This window comes from Herbaspirillum sp. SJZ107, from assembly GCF_006715485.1.
Classification (GTDB): Bacteria; Pseudomonadota; Gammaproteobacteria; order Burkholderiales; family Burkholderiaceae_D; genus Telluria.
In genome coordinates this window covers 1-17,280 of record NZ_VFNH01000005.1, presented here as the reverse complement: position 1 = coordinate 17,280, position 17,280 = coordinate 1, and the positions used below count along the sequence as shown (strand labels likewise).

At 64.9% G+C, this 17,280-nt stretch carries 12 protein-coding genes; 8 read left to right on the top strand and 4 right to left on the bottom strand.

Features of this window, described 5'->3' with window-relative positions:
* Window positions 1–264 precede the first annotated feature (264 nt).
* Complete coding sequence (locus FBX97_RS25815) at window positions 265–1,596, top strand: TAXI family TRAP transporter solute-binding subunit (RefSeq protein WP_141838193.1); 1,332 nt, start codon at window positions 265–267, stop codon at window positions 1,594–1,596.
* On the opposite strand, the gene FBX97_RS25810 is transcribed toward FBX97_RS25815, so the two are convergent.
* Together FBX97_RS25810 and FBX97_RS25805 are read right to left on the bottom strand one after the other, a co-directional pair.
* The gene (locus FBX97_RS25810; RefSeq protein ID WP_141838191.1) at window positions 1,593–2,066 is read right to left on the bottom strand and encodes a hypothetical protein; all 474 of its coding nucleotides are present in this window, start codon (window positions 2,064–2,066) and stop codon (window positions 1,593–1,595) included. The genes FBX97_RS25815 and FBX97_RS25810 overlap by 4 nt on opposite strands.
* Before the next feature lie 76 nt (window positions 2,067–2,142).
* Window positions 2,143–2,601, bottom strand: coding sequence for a rhodanese-like domain-containing protein (locus tag FBX97_RS25805; RefSeq protein ID WP_141838189.1), 459 nt, complete (start codon window positions 2,599–2,601; stop codon window positions 2,143–2,145).
* A gap of 320 nt (window positions 2,602–2,921) precedes the next feature.
* On the opposite strand from FBX97_RS25805, the gene glnA reads away from it, so the two are divergent.
* From glnA to FBX97_RS25775, 6 genes are all read left to right on the top strand, one after another.
* A complete protein-coding gene (glnA, locus tag FBX97_RS25800) occupies window positions 2,922–4,337 on the top strand; it encodes a type I glutamate--ammonia ligase (RefSeq protein WP_141838187.1) in 1,416 nt (471 codons plus the stop codon).
* 184 nt (window positions 4,338–4,521) lie between these two features.
* A complete protein-coding gene (locus tag FBX97_RS25795; RefSeq protein WP_255517642.1) occupies window positions 4,522–5,070 on the top strand; it encodes a DUF4124 domain-containing protein in 549 nt (182 codons plus the stop codon).
* A 52-nt stretch (window positions 5,071–5,122) separates the two neighbouring features.
* Window positions 5,123–6,208 (top strand): nitrogen regulation protein NR(II), encoded by a 1,086-nt coding sequence (glnL, locus tag FBX97_RS25790; protein WP_141838185.1) that lies wholly within the window; start codon window positions 5,123–5,125, stop codon window positions 6,206–6,208.
* A 60-nt stretch (window positions 6,209–6,268) separates the two neighbouring features.
* Window positions 6,269–7,861: a nitrogen regulation protein NR(I) gene (ntrC, locus tag FBX97_RS25785; protein ID WP_141838183.1), complete on the top strand. Its 1,593-nt coding sequence runs from the start codon at window positions 6,269–6,271 to the stop codon at window positions 7,859–7,861.
* A gap of 105 nt (window positions 7,862–7,966) precedes the next feature.
* Window positions 7,967–8,932: a magnesium/cobalt transporter CorA gene (gene corA, locus FBX97_RS25780; protein WP_141838181.1), complete on the top strand. Its 966-nt coding sequence runs from the start codon at window positions 7,967–7,969 to the stop codon at window positions 8,930–8,932.
* Window positions 8,933–9,206: 274 nt separating this feature from the next.
* Window positions 9,207–11,963, top strand: a complete 2,757-nt coding sequence (locus tag FBX97_RS25775; protein ID WP_141838179.1) for a TonB-dependent receptor — start codon at window positions 9,207–9,209, stop codon at window positions 11,961–11,963.
* Window positions 11,964–12,050: 87 nt separating this feature from the next.
* Here the strand turns inward: FBX97_RS25775 and FBX97_RS25770 are convergent, their stop codons facing one another.
* Window positions 12,051–12,929, bottom strand: a complete 879-nt coding sequence (locus tag FBX97_RS25770) for a DMT family transporter (protein WP_141838177.1) — start codon at window positions 12,927–12,929, stop codon at window positions 12,051–12,053.
* Window positions 12,919–14,556 carry an NAD(P)/FAD-dependent oxidoreductase gene (locus FBX97_RS25765; RefSeq protein WP_141838176.1) on the bottom strand — a complete coding sequence of 546 codons (1,638 nt, stop codon included), beginning with the start codon at window positions 14,554–14,556 and terminating at the stop codon, window positions 12,919–12,921. Before FBX97_RS25765 ends, FBX97_RS25770 begins: the two co-directional genes overlap by 11 nt.
* A gap of 561 nt (window positions 14,557–15,117) precedes the next feature.
* Here FBX97_RS25765 and FBX97_RS25760 point away from each other — a divergent pair.
* On the top strand, window positions 15,118–17,280 hold a 2,163-nt coding region (locus FBX97_RS25760), incomplete at its 3' end, for a TonB-dependent siderophore receptor (protein WP_255517641.1).

The following is a 17,280-nucleotide window of genomic DNA, read 5'->3' as shown; positions in this document are numbered from 1 at the left end:
GCCAAGCCGGCCAAGCCGGCATCCGAAGCCAAGCCTGCGGCCAAGCCGGCAGCCGAGGGCACGCACCCGAAAGCCGTTGCCGTTCATCCGAAGGCTGCCGGCGCCGAAGGCGCGCACGCCAAACCGGCGGCGCCACGCAAGCCGGCCGGCGACGACCCGGCCGCGGACAAGCCGAAACGCGCGCCGCGTGCCAGGTCCGACGTGGTGGACGAAGTCCTGCATTGAGGCGGCATTGAGGGCTTGCCTGCCTGAGCCGGTGCAACGATGAAACGGCCGGCCCTGCGCAAATTCAGCCTGGTGTCGCTGCGCGACCTGCTGGCCGCGTCGGCACCGACGATCGTGCTGGTGGCGATCGCCTGCGCGGTCGCCTACGTCGTGGTCGACCCGGCGCCGCCGCGGCGCGTGGTGCTGGCCACCGGCCAGGACAACAGCGCCTACGAGGAATTCGGCCGCAAGTACGCGGCCAGCCTGGCGCGCGACGGCATCAAGGTCGACCTGCAACCCTCGCTCGGTTCCCAGGACAACCTGCAGCGCCTGATCGACGGCAAGGCCGACATCGCTTTCGTGCAGAGCGGCACGGCGGGGGCAGGGCAGCATGGCCTGGTATCGCTCGGCAGCCTGTTCACCGAGCCGGTGTGGCTGTTTCTCCGTGCTCAGAAAGGCCGTCAGCCCGAGATCCGCAACCTCACGCAATTGAAAGGCCTGCGCATCAACTTGGGCCCGGAAGGCACCGGCGTGCCTAAGCTGTTCCGCCAGGTGCTGGACGCCAATGGCGTCGAACCGAAACAGCTGACCATTTCCGCGCTCGAGAACACGCCGGCCACGATGGCGCTGCTGGACGGCCGCATCGACGGCCTGGTATTCAGCTCGGCGCCGGAAGCGCCGCTGGTGCAGATGCTGCTGCAGACCCCGGGCATCCGCCTGTTCGACTTCCGCCAGGCCGAAGCCTACACGCGGCGCCTGCCCTTCCTGACCCACGTGGTGCTGCCGCGCGGGATCGTCGACCTCGGGCGCGACATCCCGTCGCAGGACTTCGACCTGATCGCCCCGACCGCGACCCTGGTCGCGCGCGAACAGCTGCATCCGGCGCTGGTCGACCTGTTCGTGAATGCCGCCACCACGATCCACGGCGGCACCGGCTGGTTCCAGCAGCAGGGCCAGTTCCCGTCGCCGCGCTATACCGAGATCCCGGTGTCGAAGGAAGCCGCCAAGTACTACCGCGACGGTCCGCCCTTCCTGCAGCGCTACATGTCGTTCTGGCTGGCGAACCTGTTCGACCGCCTGTGGGTGGTGGCGGTGGCGCTGGCGGCGCTGATCATTCCGCTGTCGAAGGTGGTGCCGCCTTTATACGTGTGGCGCATCCGCTCGCGCGTGTACCGCTGGTACGGCCAGCTGCGCGCGGTGGAGCAGGCATTGGAGGGTGCCGATCCGGCGCACCGCGACGAAGTGCGCGCCGACCTGCTGCGCCGGCTCGACGAGATCGAGCAGCGCGTGAATCACATTTCGATTCCGCTGTCGTATGCGGATGCCCTGTACGGGCTGCGCAGCCATATCAATTTCGTACGCCAGCGGGTGCAGGGCAAGGCCGCCGGTTAATCCTGCGGCGACCGCGTCGACAGCGCCACGATCGCCGCACCTGCCGCCACGACCAGCGCATCCTCGATCAAGCCGCTGCGTGTCTGGCCGATGCGCGCCATCGCCTGCTTGCGCCCGGCCAGCGTCAGGTAGGCAAGGGGCACTGCCGTCGCCACCGCAATGGCGGCGCCGGCTTTCTCCTCACCCTTCGGCGCCAGGGCCGCACCGGCGATCCCGGCGCTCATCACGCGCGACAGCAGGCCGAGAAACACGGTGCGGTCGGGCGCGGATTTCATCTTGTCGCCGAACAGTTCGCCCACGCCCATCGCCAGCGCGCCGTATTTGAACAGCGGACGGTCGAGCAGGGCGAGGCGGCCCGGCGTGTCGCGCCCGGCTAGGCGTGCGGTCGAGAGGGTGGCCATCGGCGTCATCGAGCGGGCACTGGCGACGGCGCCGATCAGGGCGGAAGGCAGGAGCTTACGGATTGTCATTTTGTTAGCTTTCGGAAAAAAGGTGACGTTTTCCTAAGCTAACCCATGCGTTCCACAGGTGGCGCCCGCCAGGCGCTCAGGCGCCGACCCAGGGCAGCCCGGCCTTGCACCAGCCACCCACGGTCTTGCGGTGGCCCTCGGCATCGCGGTCGCCCTCGAAACCTTCCAGGATGTCATAGGCGTCCTGGAAGCCGAGTTCGGTGGCCACGCGCGCCGCATGGCGCGAGCGCACACCCGAGCGGCACAGGAACAGCACCACGTCTTCCTTGTCCGCCACCTGCTGCAGCTGGGTCGCGAAATCCGGGTTCGGCGCGCCGCCCGGGTACAGGGTCCACTGCACCGCGCCGTGCTGCTGCTCGGGGATGGCGGGGCGGCCGATCCAGTCGCGCTCCGCATTCGTGCGCACGTCGACCAGCTTGACACGCGGATCGGCCTGCACGAGCGCGAAGGCTTCCTGCGGGGTGACGGCGCCGGCGTAGGGCTGGCCTTCGCCGCGGCTGCGCGCGGTGTCGAGAATATCGTCTATGGTGCTCATTCGTTCTCCTGTCGACTATGATGGCGGGCGCGCACCGCGGCGGAACACCCTTCGCATGGGCTCGCACATTTGGTGCACGCCGCTTTAACTTGGTGCATACTTAAAAAGTTGCACCCGATTGGTGCGTATGCATGAGTGTGCATCAAACTTGTGCATCCGCTGCGGATCGTTGATTTTAATGGGCAAATCCTGCGTACTCCAACAATGGATTATCTATTTGCTCATGATCAAATGCTGGCACACTTAGTGCTACATACAGAGTGCGCTGCCGCACGTTCAATAACGTACCGGCACCCCTTTTTCACTTAGGAGATACACGAATGGCAAGGACCGCCGCAGATGTAATGCAGATGCTGAAGGACAACGAAGTCAAGTTCGTTGATTTGCGCTTCGCCGATACGCGCGGCAAGGAACAGCACGTGACCGTGCCGATCTCGCACTTCGACGCAGACAAATTCGAGTCCGGCCACGCTTTCGACGGTTCGTCGATCGCCGGCTGGAAAGGCATCGAAGCATCGGACATGCTGCTGATTCCGGACCCGAACACCGCCAACCTCGACCCGTTCATGGAAGAGACCACCGTGTTCATGCAGTGCGACGTGATCGAACCGGCGGACGGCAAGGGCTATGACCGCGATCCGCGCTCGATCGCCAAGCGCGCCGAAGCCTACCTGAAGTCGTCGGGCATCGGCGACACCGCATTCTTCGGCCCGGAGCCGGAATTCTTCATCTTCGACTCGGTCCGCTGGAAGATCGACATGTCGGGTTCGTTCGTCAAGATCGACTCCGAAGAAGCGTCCTGGTCGACCGACAAGGAATTCGAAGGCGGCAACAGCGGCCACCGTCCGACCGTCAAGGGCGGCTACTTCCCGGTCCCGCCGGTCGACAGCTTCCAGGACATGCGTTCGGAAATGTCGCTGATCCTCGAATCGCTGGGCATCCCGGTCGAAGTGCACCACCACGAAGTGGCCGGCGCCGGCCAGATGGAACTCGGCACCAAGTTCTCGACCCTGGTCGAGCGCGCCGACTGGACCCAGAACCTGAAGTATGTGATCTGGAACGTGGCCCACAGCTACGGCAAGACCGCGACCTTCATGCCGAAGCCGATGAACGGCGATAACGGCTCGGGCATGCACGTACACCAGTCGATCTGGAAAGACGGCAAGAACCTGTTCGCCGGCGACGGCTATGCCGGCCTGTCGGAAACCGCCCTGTTCTACATCGGCGGCATCATCAAGCACGCCAAGGCCCTGAACGCGATCACCAACCCGGGCACCAACTCGTACAAGCGCCTGGTGCCGGGCTACGAAGCCCCGGTCAAGCTGGCTTACTCGGCCAAGAACCGTTCGGCCTCGATCCGTATCCCGCACGTGGCGAACCCGAAAGGCCGCCGCATCGAGACCCGCTTCCCGGACCCGCTGGCCAACGTCTACCTGTGCTTCGCTGCCCTGCTGATGGCCGGCCTGGACGGCATCCAGAACAAGATCCACCCGGGCGAAGCCGCGACCAAGGACCTGTACCACCTGCCGCCGGAAGAAGACAAGCTGATCCCGACCGTGTGCGCCTCGCTGGAAGAAGCGCTGGACGCCCTGAACAAGGACCGCGAGTTCCTGACCCGCGGCGGCGTGTTCAGCGACAGCATGATCGACGCCTACATCGACCTGAAGATGGGCGAAGTCCAGCGTCTGCGCATGACCCCGCACCCGGCCGAATTCGACATGTACTACTCGTCGTAATCGATCAGGTCACTGCGGGAAAGTACGTTGCTGGCCTGGCATGCCAGCCCGGCAATGTGTATCCTTGCGGTAACAAAAACGCGGAGAAAGCCGGTAGGCTCCTCCGCGTTTCTCGTTGAATGTCCAGTGAATGGGGTATAGTCGGTGGATTCCCAACCAGACACTTTCCGTGTCGACTGACCTGATGCAGATGACAAGCAACAGCTTTATTTTGCGCCCGGCCGGTATCGCGGCAGCCTTTACGCTGATCGCGGCCATGGCGCATCCCAGTGCCCACGCCGATTCCACTGTCTATAAATGCGTCGACAAGAACGGCCGGGTCGAATTCACCGACATCAATAAATCCGGCTGCAAGGCGCTCGACCTGCCCGGCTATATTCCTGCGCCGCCGCAGGCTGCACGTCCGAACCCCGCACCGTCGCCGGCGGTGACCATGCGCCAGGGCGCGGCACGTCCGGCGGGCGCCAGCCCGTCGAATTTCCCGCGCGTGGACACGTCCACCCAGCGCGCGCGCGACGACGACCGCCGCGAGATCCTCAACGAAGAGCTGCGCGCCGAGGAAAAGAAGCTGGCCGACCTGAAGCGCGACTTCAACAACGGCGAGCCCGAGCGCCAGGGCAACGAGAAGAATTACGCGAAGTACCAGGAACGCGTGGCCGGCATGCGCGACGACATCGGCCGCGCCGAAAAGAACGTCGAGGCGATCAAGCGCGAGATCGCCAATACTCGCTGACGCAGACGCACGCTGACACGCTGACACCAACGCACGCAGATACCAAGGCCGCATGAACGCCATTCCGCCCCATCCTCCCGCCAACGACCGCTTTGCCGGCCTCGATCTGCTCGCGTCCGCCGTGCTGGTGGTGGATGCCTGCGGCCTGGTGCGGCACGCCAATCCGGCGGCCGAGCACCTGCTCGAGATCTCGGTCAAATCGCTGTCGCGCCAGAAGCTGGCCAGCCTGTTCACCAACGGCGAAGAACTCGGCACGCTGTGCCAGCAGGCCGCCGCCCACAAGTATGCCGACCTGCGCCAGGACCTGACCCTGCACCGGCCGGCGCGCGAGCCGCTGCACGTGCACATCATCGTCAGCGCCGCCGGCGAAGCCGAAGTGGTGGTCGAGCTGCGCGAAAACGTGCAGCAGCTGAAACTCGACCGCGAAGAACGCCTGCTCGACCAGAGCCAGGCCAACAAGGAACTGATCCGCAATCTCGCGCACGAGATCAAGAACCCGCTGGGCGGCATCCGCGGCGCGGCACAGCTGCTGGAACTGGAATTGCCGGACGCCCACCTGAACGCCCTGCGCGAATACACCCAGGTGATCATCAAGGAAGCCGACCGCCTGCAGACCCTGGTCGACCGCCTGCTGGCGCCGCACCGCCGTCCGCACATCGTCGGCGACGTCAATATCCACGAAGTGTGCGAACGGGTGCGCAGCCTGGTGCTGGCCGAGTTCCCGTCGGGCCTGGCGATCCGGCGCGACTACGACGCCTCGATTCCCGAATTCCGCGGCGACAAGGAACAACTGATCCAGGCCGTGCTGAACATCGTCCACAACGCCGCCCAGGCGCTGCGCGGCCGCATCGCCGAGGGCAACGCCGAGATCGTATTGTGCACGCGCGTGGCGCGCCAGGTCACCCTGGCGAAGGTCCGTTACGGGCTGGCATTAGACTTGCATATCATCGATAACGGACCGGGCATCGCGCCCGAGATCCGCGACCGTATCTTCTACCCCCTGGTCTCGGGGCGCGAAGGCGGCAGCGGACTCGGGCTCACCTTGGCGCAGACCTTCGTGCAGCAGCACATGGGCCTGATCGAGTGCGAAAGCCGGCCTGGACTAACGGACTTCCGCATCCTGATTCCCCTGCCATAAGCGGGGGAGGAGAGGGCGACACGGAAGTCCCCCTTGAACTAGCGCGGGAAGCAAGAACTAATGAAACCAATCTGGATTGTCGACGACGATGCATCGATCCGCTGGGTGCTGGAAAAAGCCCTGGCGCGTGAAAACCTCGCAACCCGGAGCTTTGCCAGCGGGCGCGAGGCCCTGGCCGCGTTCGAAACCGACACGCCGCAAGTGCTGGTGTCGGATATCCGGATGCCGGGCGAATCCGGCCTCGACCTGCTGGCGGCCGTCAAGGAAAGCCACCCCGGTCTCCCGGTGATCGTGATCACCGCCTTTTCCGACCTCGATTCGGCGGTCGCCTCGTTCCAGGGCGGCGCCTTCGAATACCTCGCCAAACCCTTCGATATCGACAAGGCCGTCGCCCTGATCCGGCGCGCGCTGGAAGAAAGCCTGCGCGAAGCCAGCGTCGAGATCGCGCCGACCGAGACCCCGGAAATCCTGGGCCAGGCACCGGCGATGCAGGAAGTGTTCCGCGCCATCGGCCGCCTGTCGCAATCGAACGTGACGGTACTGATTACCGGCGAGAGCGGTACCGGCAAGGAACTGGTGGCGCGCGCGCTGCACAAGCACAGTCCGCGTGCCGCGCAACCCTTCATTGCGCTGAACACGGCGGCGATTCCGAAGGACCTGCTGGAATCCGAACTGTTCGGCCACGAGCGCGGCGCCTTCACCGGCGCCCAGGCGATGCGGCGCGGCCGCTTCGAGCAGGCCGAGAACGGCACGCTGTTCCTGGACGAGATCGGCGACATGCCGTTCGACCTGCAGACGCGATTGCTGCGCGTGCTGTCCGACGGCCACTTCTACCGCGTCGGCGGGCACCAGCCGGTGAAGGCCAACGTGCGCGTGATCGCGGCCACCCACCAGAACCTGGAACAGCGCGTACGCGACGGTTTGTTCCGTGAGGACTTGTACCACCGCCTCAACGTGATCCGCCTGCGCCTGCCGAGCCTGCGCGAGCGCCGTGAGGATATCCCCATTCTGGTGCGCCACTTCCTGGTGCAGAGTGCACACCAGCTGGGCGTCGAACCGAAACGCCTGAGCGAGGAGGCGACGCGTTTCCTCTCCGGCCTGGAGTTGCCGGGCAACGTGCGCCAGCTGGAAAACCTGTGCAACTGGATCACCGTGATGGCCCCTGGCCAGACGGTCGAGGTCAAGGACTTGCCACGCGACCTGACCCAGGCCCAGCAAAGCCTGCCGGCCCTGAACAGCCTGGGCGCGGCGGTGGCGATGCCGGCACCGTCGGCCGGACCCCTGAGCGCGGCCCTGAACGGCGCCATCAATGGCTCGATGAATGGGTCGATAAGCGGGGCCATGGGCGCCAACGGCGCCGACGGTGCGGCGCTGGGCATCGCCGGCGCCGGCGCCGGCTTCGGGTCGGTGCTGGCGAACGGCGCCGACGGCTGGATCGGCCTGCTGGAGCTGCAGGCGGCGCGCATGCTGTCGGACGGCCAGGTCGAGGTGATGGATGTGCTGGGGCGGCAGTTCGAGTCGGCGCTGATCCGCACCGCGCTGAAGCACACCCACGGGCGCAAGAACGATGCGGCGATCCGGCTGGGGATCGGGCGCAATACCATCACGCGCAAGATCGCCGAGCTGGGCATCGACGGGGCCAAAGACGAATGATCGCCGCCGGGGCGGGCATGGCGTGACCGCCCCGGCATGCTCTTTTCTGATCCGATGATGTAAACTCTGTCATCCGCGCAACAAGCGCTGCTTTGACGAATTTCCATGCTGATCAACTGCGTCGCCTACCAGGAAGGCAAGAAGCTGTCCGACATTCCAGTCGAGGACATCAGTGACTATCTCGACAAGCCCGGCTGCTTCGTCTGGGTCGCGCTGCGCGACGCCAGCGCCGACGAGATGGCCAAGATGCAGGAAGAGTTCAACCTGCACGAACTGGCGGTGGAAGATGCGGCGCGCGGCCACCAGCGCCCCAAGGTGGAGGAATACGGCGACTGCCTGTTCACCGTGGTGCACACGGTCGACCTCGAAGGCGACCGCCTGGCCACCGGCGAGCTGGCGATCTTCGCCGGTCCCAACTACGTGCTGTCGGTGCGCCGCGACGCCGCCAAGAACTTCCTCGGCGTGCGTGCGCGTGCCGAGCGCGAGCCGCACCTGCTGAAGATGGGCTCCTCGTTCGTCATGTATGCGCTGATGGACGCGGTGGTCGACCGCTACTTCCCGATCGTCGACATGCTGGAATCGGAACTCGAGACCATCGAGGACCGCATCTTCACCCACGGTGCCCAGCGCAACAACGTCGAGCGCCTGTACCAGCTCAAGCGCAAGGCCCTCGAGCTGCGCCATGCGGTGACGCCGCTGATGGATGCGGTCGGACGCCTGCTGGGCGGCCGCGCGCCGACGCTGGCGGCCGGCGTGCAGGATTACATGCGCGACGTGCACGACCACCTGATCCGCATCTCCGGGCGCCTCGACACCATCCGCGACACCATCGCCACCGCGATCCAGGTCAACCTGTCGATGGTCTCGATCGACGAAAGCGAGGTCAACAAGCGCCTGGCCGCCTGGGCCGCGATCTTTGCCGTATTCACCGCCTTTGCCGGCGTCTGGGGCATGAATTTCAAATTCATGCCCGAGCTGGAGTGGAAGTACGGCTATCCGATGGCAATCGCGGTCATGGTCGGCGTCTGCCTCTACCTGTACCGGCTGTTCAAAAAGGCCGGCTGGCTCTGACTCTCATTGCAACACAAGGCAGGCCGCATGCCGAACCCTTATTTGGCAGGCATCGGCACGCCCCGGATTTTGTTGTCGTGTCCAAAATAGAACGCGCCGAACTTTGTTCAGCAACCTGAGATTTGTTTCAAAATGTTCTGTTGCAATTTGTGAGAATTTGCGCGCGTCAATATTGACGGATACTCAAGCGGGCGATCATTATTCGTTCCCCGGCTTGGGTAGAACACGAATCGTCCCAAGCCAGACTGATTAACTTTATTTAGTTTGGACCTGAATGATTAAGCAAACAGTACTCGCGCGCTCGCTGCGCGTGATGTTCGCGGGCGGTGTCGCAGCAGGCGTCGGCCTGGCCGCCCTGCCTGCAATGGCACAGGAAACCGCTGCGCCGGTCGCCCGCGTCGAAGTGACCGGCTCGTCGATCAAGCGCGCCGACGTCGAAGGTTCGCTGCCGGTGCAGGTCGTCAGCGCCGCCGACATCAAGCGTACCGGCGCCACCAACACCGCCGAACTGCTGACCACCCTGAGCTCGAACTCGATGGCCGGCGCGACCAACCAGGCACAAGGTGCCGGTCTGTCGACCTACGGCATGTCGAGCGCCAGCCTGCGCGGCCTGGGCGCCAGCAAGACCCTGATCCTGGTCAACGGCCGCCGTCTCGGCAACTACGCTACCGACGGCACCGCCGTCGACGTCAACTCGATCCCGCTGGCCTCGATCGACCACGTGGAAGTGCTGAAGGACGGCGCATCCGGCGTGTACGGTTCCGACGCGATCGGCGGCGTCATCAACTTCATCACCCGCCAGAACTACCAGGGCGTGGAAGTCAACGGCTACACCAGCGTCAGCCGCTACGGCGGCGGCCAGACCCACAAGGCCAGCATCATCGGCGGCTGGGGCGACTTCGACGAAGACCGCTACAACATCACCGTGTCGGCCGACTTCAGCAAGGACAACGCCATCTTCGGCAACCAGCGCGACTACGCAAACACCGCCTGGAACAACAACGGCCTGCGCGACGCCAGCGCCACCCCGAGCGGCAACTTCTCGACCTTCGATCCGGTCACCACCCGTAACGCCAACGGCGTGATCCCGAACGCGCTGAACACCATCGGCCGCGGCATCGGCAACCCGCTGTCGCCGAACAACTGCGCCGCCAACGGCAGCGCCTTCGACGCCAACCTGGGCACCTGCCGCTACGACAGCTCGCCGGTCCTGAACCTGGTGCCGGCCACCAAGCGCGCCAACGTCGGCGGCAGCTTCCGCTTCAAGCTGAACGACAAGGCCGAGTTCTTCATGGAAGGCTTCGTGTCGCGCAACGAGACCACCCAGTCGGCCCAGCCGTCGCCGTACAGCGCCTCGTTCCTGTCGACCGACCCGGCCTTCCAGACCCAGAACCTGTACCCGGCCATCATCGTCTCGCCGAGCAGCCCGTACTACCCGGCGAACCTGGCTGCCGCCAACGGCGTGGCCGGCCAGCCGCTGACCGTCAGCTACCGCGCCTTCGACGGCGGCGGCCGCGTCGCCAAGGACACCGCGATCGCCTCGCACCTGGCGATGGGCTTCCGCGGCACCGTCAAGGGCTTCGACTACGACGTCGCCTACACCCACAACTCGAGCGACGTCACCGAGCGCGCGATCCAGGGTTACCAGAACCAGACCGCGCTGGTCAAGCTGCTGAGCAACAACAACGCCTTCAACCCGCTGGCCCAGTACCAGTCGGCCGACCTGGCGCAGCAGATCTACGCGACCAACTACGTCGGCGCGGTGATGAACGCGACCCTGCGCAACGACTCGCTGGCCGCACGCATCTCGGGCGACCTGTACCAGCTGCCGGCCGGCATGATGAAGTTCGCGGTCGGCGCCTCGATGGCCGACGAGAACCTGTCGATCAACCCGAGCCAGGCCTACCAGAGCGGCGACGTGTCGGGCTACGGCGGCGCCCAGCTGCCGCTGTCGACCTCGCGCAATTCGTCGGCCGTGTTCGCCGAGACGATCATCCCGATCGTCAAGCATCTGGAAGCCGACGTCGCCGTCCGCCACGACCGCTACCCGAACGCCAGCGCCACCAACCCGAAGGTCAGCCTGCGCTGGCAGCCGATCTCGCAGGTGCTGCTGCGCGGCTCCTACGGCAAGGGCTTCCGCGAGCCGTCGCTGCCCGAGCTGTACAACCAGCAGACCATCGGCACCAGCCCGAACCTGACCGACCCGCAAACCGGCCAGTTCGGCCAGTTCAACCAGACCTACGGCGGCAACCGCAACCTGCAGCCGGAGAAGTCGGAACAGTCGTCGCTGGGCATCGTGGTCGATCCGGTCAAGGGCCTGTCGGTCGCCGTCGACTGGTGGAAGATCAACGTCAACAACCTGGTGACCACCCTGACGCCGTCGTTCACGCTGGCCCAGGCCTACGCCGGCAACCCGCTGTACACCGGCCTGGTGACCCGCGACCCGGCAGGTAACATCACCAACATCGTCGGCACCAACATCAACGCCGGCAGCGTGAAGACCGAAGGCGTGGACCTGGACCTGCGCTGGGCCATCCTGAAGAGCCCGACCTACGGCAACTTCAACCTGCGCCTGAACGGTACCTACACCTCGAAGTACGACCTGACCCTGGCCGACGGCACCGTGCAGCGCAGCGTGGCACGCACCATCGACAACGAAGGCAACGTCCTGAGCGCGGTCAACCAGGGCGGCGTGATCTTCCGCTGGAAGGATCAGCTGACGCTGGACTGGAAGTACAAGCAGTACGGCCTGTCGCTGACCAACAACTTCCAGTCGGGCTACTGGGACAGCTACCGTGCCGATGCGGACGAACCGATCGCACAGCACGTCGGCGCGTTCTCGACTTGGGACCTGCAGGGCACCTACGGCGGCATCAAGAACCTGACCCTGACCGCAGGCGTCAAGAACCTGTTCAACCGCAAACCGCCTGAAGTCATCACCGGCGGCTCGTTCTTCCAGACCGGCTACGATCCGACCTACTACGATCCGCATGGCCAGACTGGCTACGTGAGCGCCAGCTACCAGTTCTGATGTTCCCGTAACGTCGAGCAGGTAAAAGAAAACCCGCCACTGCGAAGTGGCGGGTTTTTTCATGTCCTTCGTCTTCGCGAAAAACGTTTATCGTTTGCCGCCACCCCACGCGCCGCCGGCCGACGCCAGCATCACCAGTCCGATCGCCAGCCACTGCACCGGGCTCAAAAGTTCCCCCAGCACCAGCCAGCCGGCCAGCGCGCTGACCGCCGGCGAGGCGCTGACCAGGATGCCGAACACGCGCCGCGGCAGGCGCCGCAGGGCGATCATTTCCAGAGAATAGGGCAGGGCGCTCGACAGCAGGGCGACGCCCAGGCCGGCCGCCAGCACGCCCGGCGCGAGCAGGGCGGCGCCGGCGTGCAGCGCGCCGACAGGCACCGTGAACAGCGCCGCCGCCAGCATGCCCCAGCCCACCGCCTGGCCGCCCTGCAGGGTCGAGACGCGCTTGCCGAACACGATGTACATGGCCCAGCACAGCGCCGCGCCGGCCGCCAGCAGGATGCCGACCGGATCGAGGCCGCCACCATGCGCATGGACGGGCAGCAGCAGCCACAATCCGAGCACGGCGCAGCCCAGCCAGGCGAAATCGGTGACGCGGCGCGAGCCGGCCAGCACCACCAGCAGCGGTCCGGTGACTTCGATGGCGACGGCGATGCCGATCGGGATGCGCGCGAAGGCGCCGTAGATCAGCAGGTTCATGCAGCCCAGCATCAGGCCGTAGATGAGCAGATTGGGAAGGGCGCTGCGCGGCAGCGGCGTGCGCCAGGGCCGGAACCAGCCCAGCAGCAGGCAGGCGGCCAGGCCGACCCGCAGCGCGGTCACGCCCTGGCTGCCGACGACCGGGAACAGGTGCTTGGCGATGGCGGCGCCGACGTAGGTCGACAGCATGGCGCCCAGTAGTGCAGCAACAGCGCCACCGCCGGCGCTGTCATGGGTGTGCGTGATACGGCCCGGTTCAGCCGCCATGCGGCACGGGCGCGCCCGCCATCGACAGCGCCACCGCTTCCGCGATGCGGATGCCGTCCACCGCCGCCGACATGATGCCGCCCGCGTAACCCGCGCCTTCGCCGGCCGGGAACAGGCCGCGCGTGTTCAGGCTTTGCAGGCTGTCGTCGTGGCGCTTGATGCGGATCGGCGACGAGGTGCGGGTCTCGACGCCGGTCAGCACCGCGTCTTCCTTGTAGTAGCCGCGGATTTGTTTATCGAAGGCGACGAAGGCTTCGCGCAGCGCGATGGTGGCATAGTCGGGCAGGGCGGGGCCGAGGTCGGTCAGGTGCACGGCCGGCTTGAACGACGGGGTCACCGAACCGAACGCCGTCGAGGGCACGCCGCGCACGAAGTCGCCCATCAGCTGGCCCGGCGCATCGTAGTTGCTGCCGCCGAGGACGAAGGCACGCGATTCCAGCTCGCGCTGGAAGTCGATGCCGGCCAGCGGGTGGCCCGGGTAGTCGGCCGGGGTGATGCCGACCACGATCGCGCTGTTGGCGTTGCGCTCGGCGCGCGAGTACTGGCTCATGCCGTTGGTGACCACCCGGCCTTCTTCCGAGGATGCCGCCACCACGGTGCCGCCCGGGCACATGCAGAAGCTGTACACGCTGCGGCCGTTGGAGGCGTGGTGCACGATCTTGTAGTCGGCCGCGCCCAGGATCTTGTTGCCGGCGTTCGGCCCGAAGCGGCAGGCGTCGATCAGCGATTGCGGGTGCTCGACGCGGAAGCCGATCGAGAACGGCTTGGCTTCGATATAGACGCCGCGGTCGTACAGCATCTGGAAGGTATCGCGCGCGCTGTGGCCGATCGCCATCGTCAGGTGGCGGGTCGGAATCGTTTCGCCGGACGCCAGCTTGACGCCGACCACCTGGCGGTTGTTGCCGTCGCCTTCGATCAGCACGTCTTCCACGCGCGTTTCAAAACGGATCTCGCCGCCCAGCGCCAGGATCTCGGCACGCATCTGCTCGACCATTTTCACCAGCCTGAAGGTGCCGATGTGCGGCTTGCTGACGTACAGGATCTCTTCCGGCGCGCCCGACTTGACGAACTCCGTGAGGACCTTGCGGCCGTAGTGCTTCGGGTCCTTGATCTGGCTGTACAGCTTGCCGTCCGAGAAGGTACCGGCGCCGCCTTCGCCGAACTGCACGTTGGACTCGGTGTTCAGCTTGCGCTTGCGCCAGAAGCCGAAGGTATCGACGGTGCGCTCGCGCACGATCTTGCCGCGCTCGAGGATCAGCGGCTTCAGGCCCATCTGGGCCAGGATCAGCGCCACGAACAGGCCGCACGGCCCCATGCCCACCACCACCGGGCGCGGCATGCCCGGCGCCGGGTTGCCGGCTTCGACGAACTTGTAGCCGGTGTCGGGCGCCGGCATCACATGCTGATCGCCCTTCAGGCGCGCCAGCACCTGCGCCTCGTCGCGGACTTCGACTTCGAGCGCATAGATCAGCACGATTGCGCTGCGTTTGCGGGCGTCGTAGCTGCGCTTGAAGATCTTGTAGTCGACCAGGTCGTCGCCGTCGATGCCGAGCCGGCCGACGATGGCGTCGCGCAGGGCCTGGTCAGGGTGATTCAGGGGGAGTTTGAGTTCGTTAATTCGCAGCATGGTGGATTCGTGACTGGCGCGCCCGCGCACTTACCGGGGCAGCAGATGGGGCAAACGTCAAGTATAAGGCATCGCCACCGGCGCCGGGGCGGCTTGGCGGAGGGAAGGCTGCATGCCAACCACAGGATTTAACAAAGTTTTCTAAAAGCAACTGGGTAATTGTTAAACCGGGATGTTGGCCGGTGCATGCTGCACCATTTTGGACGCCAGCAGGAATATTGCACTGCCGCGCATGTACATATGTATATGCATGAGTAAATACGACGTATGTACGTGCAATTTCTTGTAATTACAGACCACAGGGTGCATACGTGAACAGATATTGTTGCATTGCACAATAACGAACATGAGCCATTTCGGTGCAGGGAATCTGTTGTTTCTACACATTCATACAAGTATGTTTCATTGACACTTTCCCTTTTGCCATGGTTTTATCGATACATCAGTAACGTTTGATATGTATCCGATGTTAGTTGAGAGCGGTCTTCCGGGACGCGCTGGGTGAACTGCAGTAACAGTAGCCAAACCACTTTGAGAGAAATCCACGAAGGAGAAGTTTTCATGATGTTTAAATTGAAGTCGATGCCATTTGCGATCTCGACCCTGATCGCGAGCGGAGCCCTGGCAGTCGCCTTGCCCGCAATGGCACAGACCACCGAAGCGGCCGGCGCCACCAGCCCTGGCACGCAACGCGTGGTCGTGACCGGCTCGCTGATCAGCCGTACCGACATTGAAACCGCTACCCCGGTGCAAGTGCTGACCGCACAAGACATCCAGCGCAGCGGCAAAACTTCCGTTGCCGAACTGCTGAACGACCTGGCCGCCAACGGTGCAGGCACCCTGGGTACCGGCTTCTCCGGCGCATTCGCCAACGGCGCCGCCGGCGTCTCGCTGCGCGGCCTGTCGGTCGGCTCGACCCTGGTCCTGATCGACGGCCACCGCATGTCGCCATACGCGATCGGCGACGACTCGCAGCGCTCCTTCGTCGACGTCTCCAACATCCCGTTCGACGCCATCGACCAGATCGAAGTCCTGAAGGCCGGCGCTTCGTCGCTGTACGGTTCGGACGCGGTTGCAGGCGTGGTCAACATCAAGCTGAAGAAGAACTTCACCGGCGTCCGCGCCGCCGCGGAAACCGGCGACACCCAGCATGGCGGCGGCAAGACCAACCGCGCGTCGATCAGTGCCGGTACCGGTGACCTGGACAACGACGGCTACAACGCCTTCATCACCGCCGAATGGCGCCACCAGGGTTCGATCATGGTGTCGCAGCGCGACCAGAATGCGTGGGACAACCGTGACTGGCGTTCGCGCGGCGGCAACAACCTGACCCTGGGTGTGCCGACCTCGCTGAACAACTACCTGACCACGGCCAGCTCGCCTTACCTGTACACCCCGGGCACCGGCGGCGTCAACAACGCGGCCAACTTCCAGTTCCTGGATCCGAACTGCAACTACACCTCGTACATGGCAGGCGGTTGCGCAGTGCGCGACACCACCTCGTTCATCCAGCCGGAAACCGAGAACCTGAACGTCCTGGTCGGCATGACCAAGAAGCTGAACAACGAATGGGAACTGGCCTTCAAGGGTTCGATATTCCGTCGTGACAGCCTGAACAACCGCGGCATGTCGCCGACCTACACGACCGGCGCCAGCTATGCCGGCAACACCTCGTTCAACAACGGCGTGCTGACCACCGGTGTCGGCCGCGTTCCGACCACCCGCTTCGCACCTGGCGCCACCATCGGTGCCGGCGCCGGCAACAACCCGTTTATCAACCCGCTGCAGGGCACTACCAGCCTGTACGGCTATATCCCGGGCCTGGCCGGTACCCAGACCCAGGACAACACCGCGAATACCTACCGCCTGGCGCTCGACCTGCACGGCAGCGCCTACGGCTGGGATGTCAGCGTCGCCGGCGGCCTGACCGAATCGAAGGTCGACATCGACTACAGCGGCTACGTCGACCGTGCCGCACTGTACAGCCTGATCCGTAATGGCCAGTGGAACGTGGTAGGCGGCAATTCGCCGGCCCTGATCAACCAGGTGTCGCCGCAGTTCTCGAGCACCGCAGATTCGAGGCTGAACTACTTCGATGCCGTCGCTTCGCGCGAACTGATGCAGCTGGGCGCAGGTCCGCTGGCTCTGGCAGCCGGTGTGCACTGGCACAAGCGTACCTGGGATGCTCCGGCATCGCCGCTGACCGCCAACGGCCAGGTGGGCAATACCTCGGCCTTCGTGCTGGGCTCGGAAACCAATACCGCGGCCTTCGCCGAACTGCGCGTCACCCCGATCGCCAATACCGAGATCAACCTGTCGAGCCGTTACGACCACTTCGATACCTACGGCAATTCGTTCACGCCTGCGGCTACCATCAAGTGGACCCCGAGCAAGACCTTCGCTGTCCGTGGTTCCTTCGCCCGCGGTTTCCGCGCACCGAACCCGGCGGAAACCGGCAATGCCGGTTCGTTCTTCTCGTACCACGCGATCAACGACCCGGTCCTGTGCCCGACCGGCAACCCGACTGCCGCCGGCAGCGTCGCAGCCTACTGCGGCTTCACCCCGGCCTTCGTCCAGGTGACTTCGCAGAACCTGTCGCCGGAAAAATCCAAGTCGTATGACCTGGGTGTCGTGCTGCAGCCGATCCGCGACCTGAACGCCACCATCGACTACTACAAGATCCAGGTCAACAACCAGATCGTGAGTGCCGCCGGTGCCGACCCG

What these genes read in the sequence shown, in the direction of transcription:
- FBX97_RS25805 (WP_141838189.1), bottom strand. Translation starts at nt 2,601, where the DNA reads ATGAGCACCATAGACGATATTCTCGACACCGCGCGCAGCCGCGGCGAA.
- ntrC (WP_141838183.1), top strand. Translation starts at nt 6,269, where the DNA reads ATGAAACCAATCTGGATTGTCGACGACGATGCATCGATCCGCTGGGTG.
- FBX97_RS25810 (WP_141838191.1), bottom strand. Translation starts at nt 2,066, where the DNA reads ATGACAATCCGTAAGCTCCTGCCTTCCGCCCTGATCGGCGCCGTCGCC.
- FBX97_RS25765 (WP_141838176.1), bottom strand. Translation starts at nt 14,556, where the DNA reads ATGCTGCGAATTAACGAACTCAAACTCCCCCTGAATCACCCTGACCAG.
- FBX97_RS25775 (WP_141838179.1), top strand. Translation starts at nt 9,207, where the DNA reads ATGATTAAGCAAACAGTACTCGCGCGCTCGCTGCGCGTGATGTTCGCG.
- corA (WP_141838181.1), top strand. Translation starts at nt 7,967, where the DNA reads ATGCTGATCAACTGCGTCGCCTACCAGGAAGGCAAGAAGCTGTCCGAC.
- glnA (WP_141838187.1), top strand. Translation starts at nt 2,922, where the DNA reads ATGGCAAGGACCGCCGCAGATGTAATGCAGATGCTGAAGGACAACGAA.
- FBX97_RS25815 (WP_141838193.1), top strand. Translation starts at nt 265, where the DNA reads ATGAAACGGCCGGCCCTGCGCAAATTCAGCCTGGTGTCGCTGCGCGAC.
- FBX97_RS25795 (WP_255517642.1), top strand. Translation starts at nt 4,522, where the DNA reads ATGCAGATGACAAGCAACAGCTTTATTTTGCGCCCGGCCGGTATCGCG.
- FBX97_RS25770 (WP_141838177.1), bottom strand. Translation starts at nt 12,929, where the DNA reads ATGGCGGCTGAACCGGGCCGTATCACGCACACCCATGACAGCGCCGGC.
- glnL (WP_141838185.1), top strand. Translation starts at nt 5,123, where the DNA reads ATGAACGCCATTCCGCCCCATCCTCCCGCCAACGACCGCTTTGCCGGC.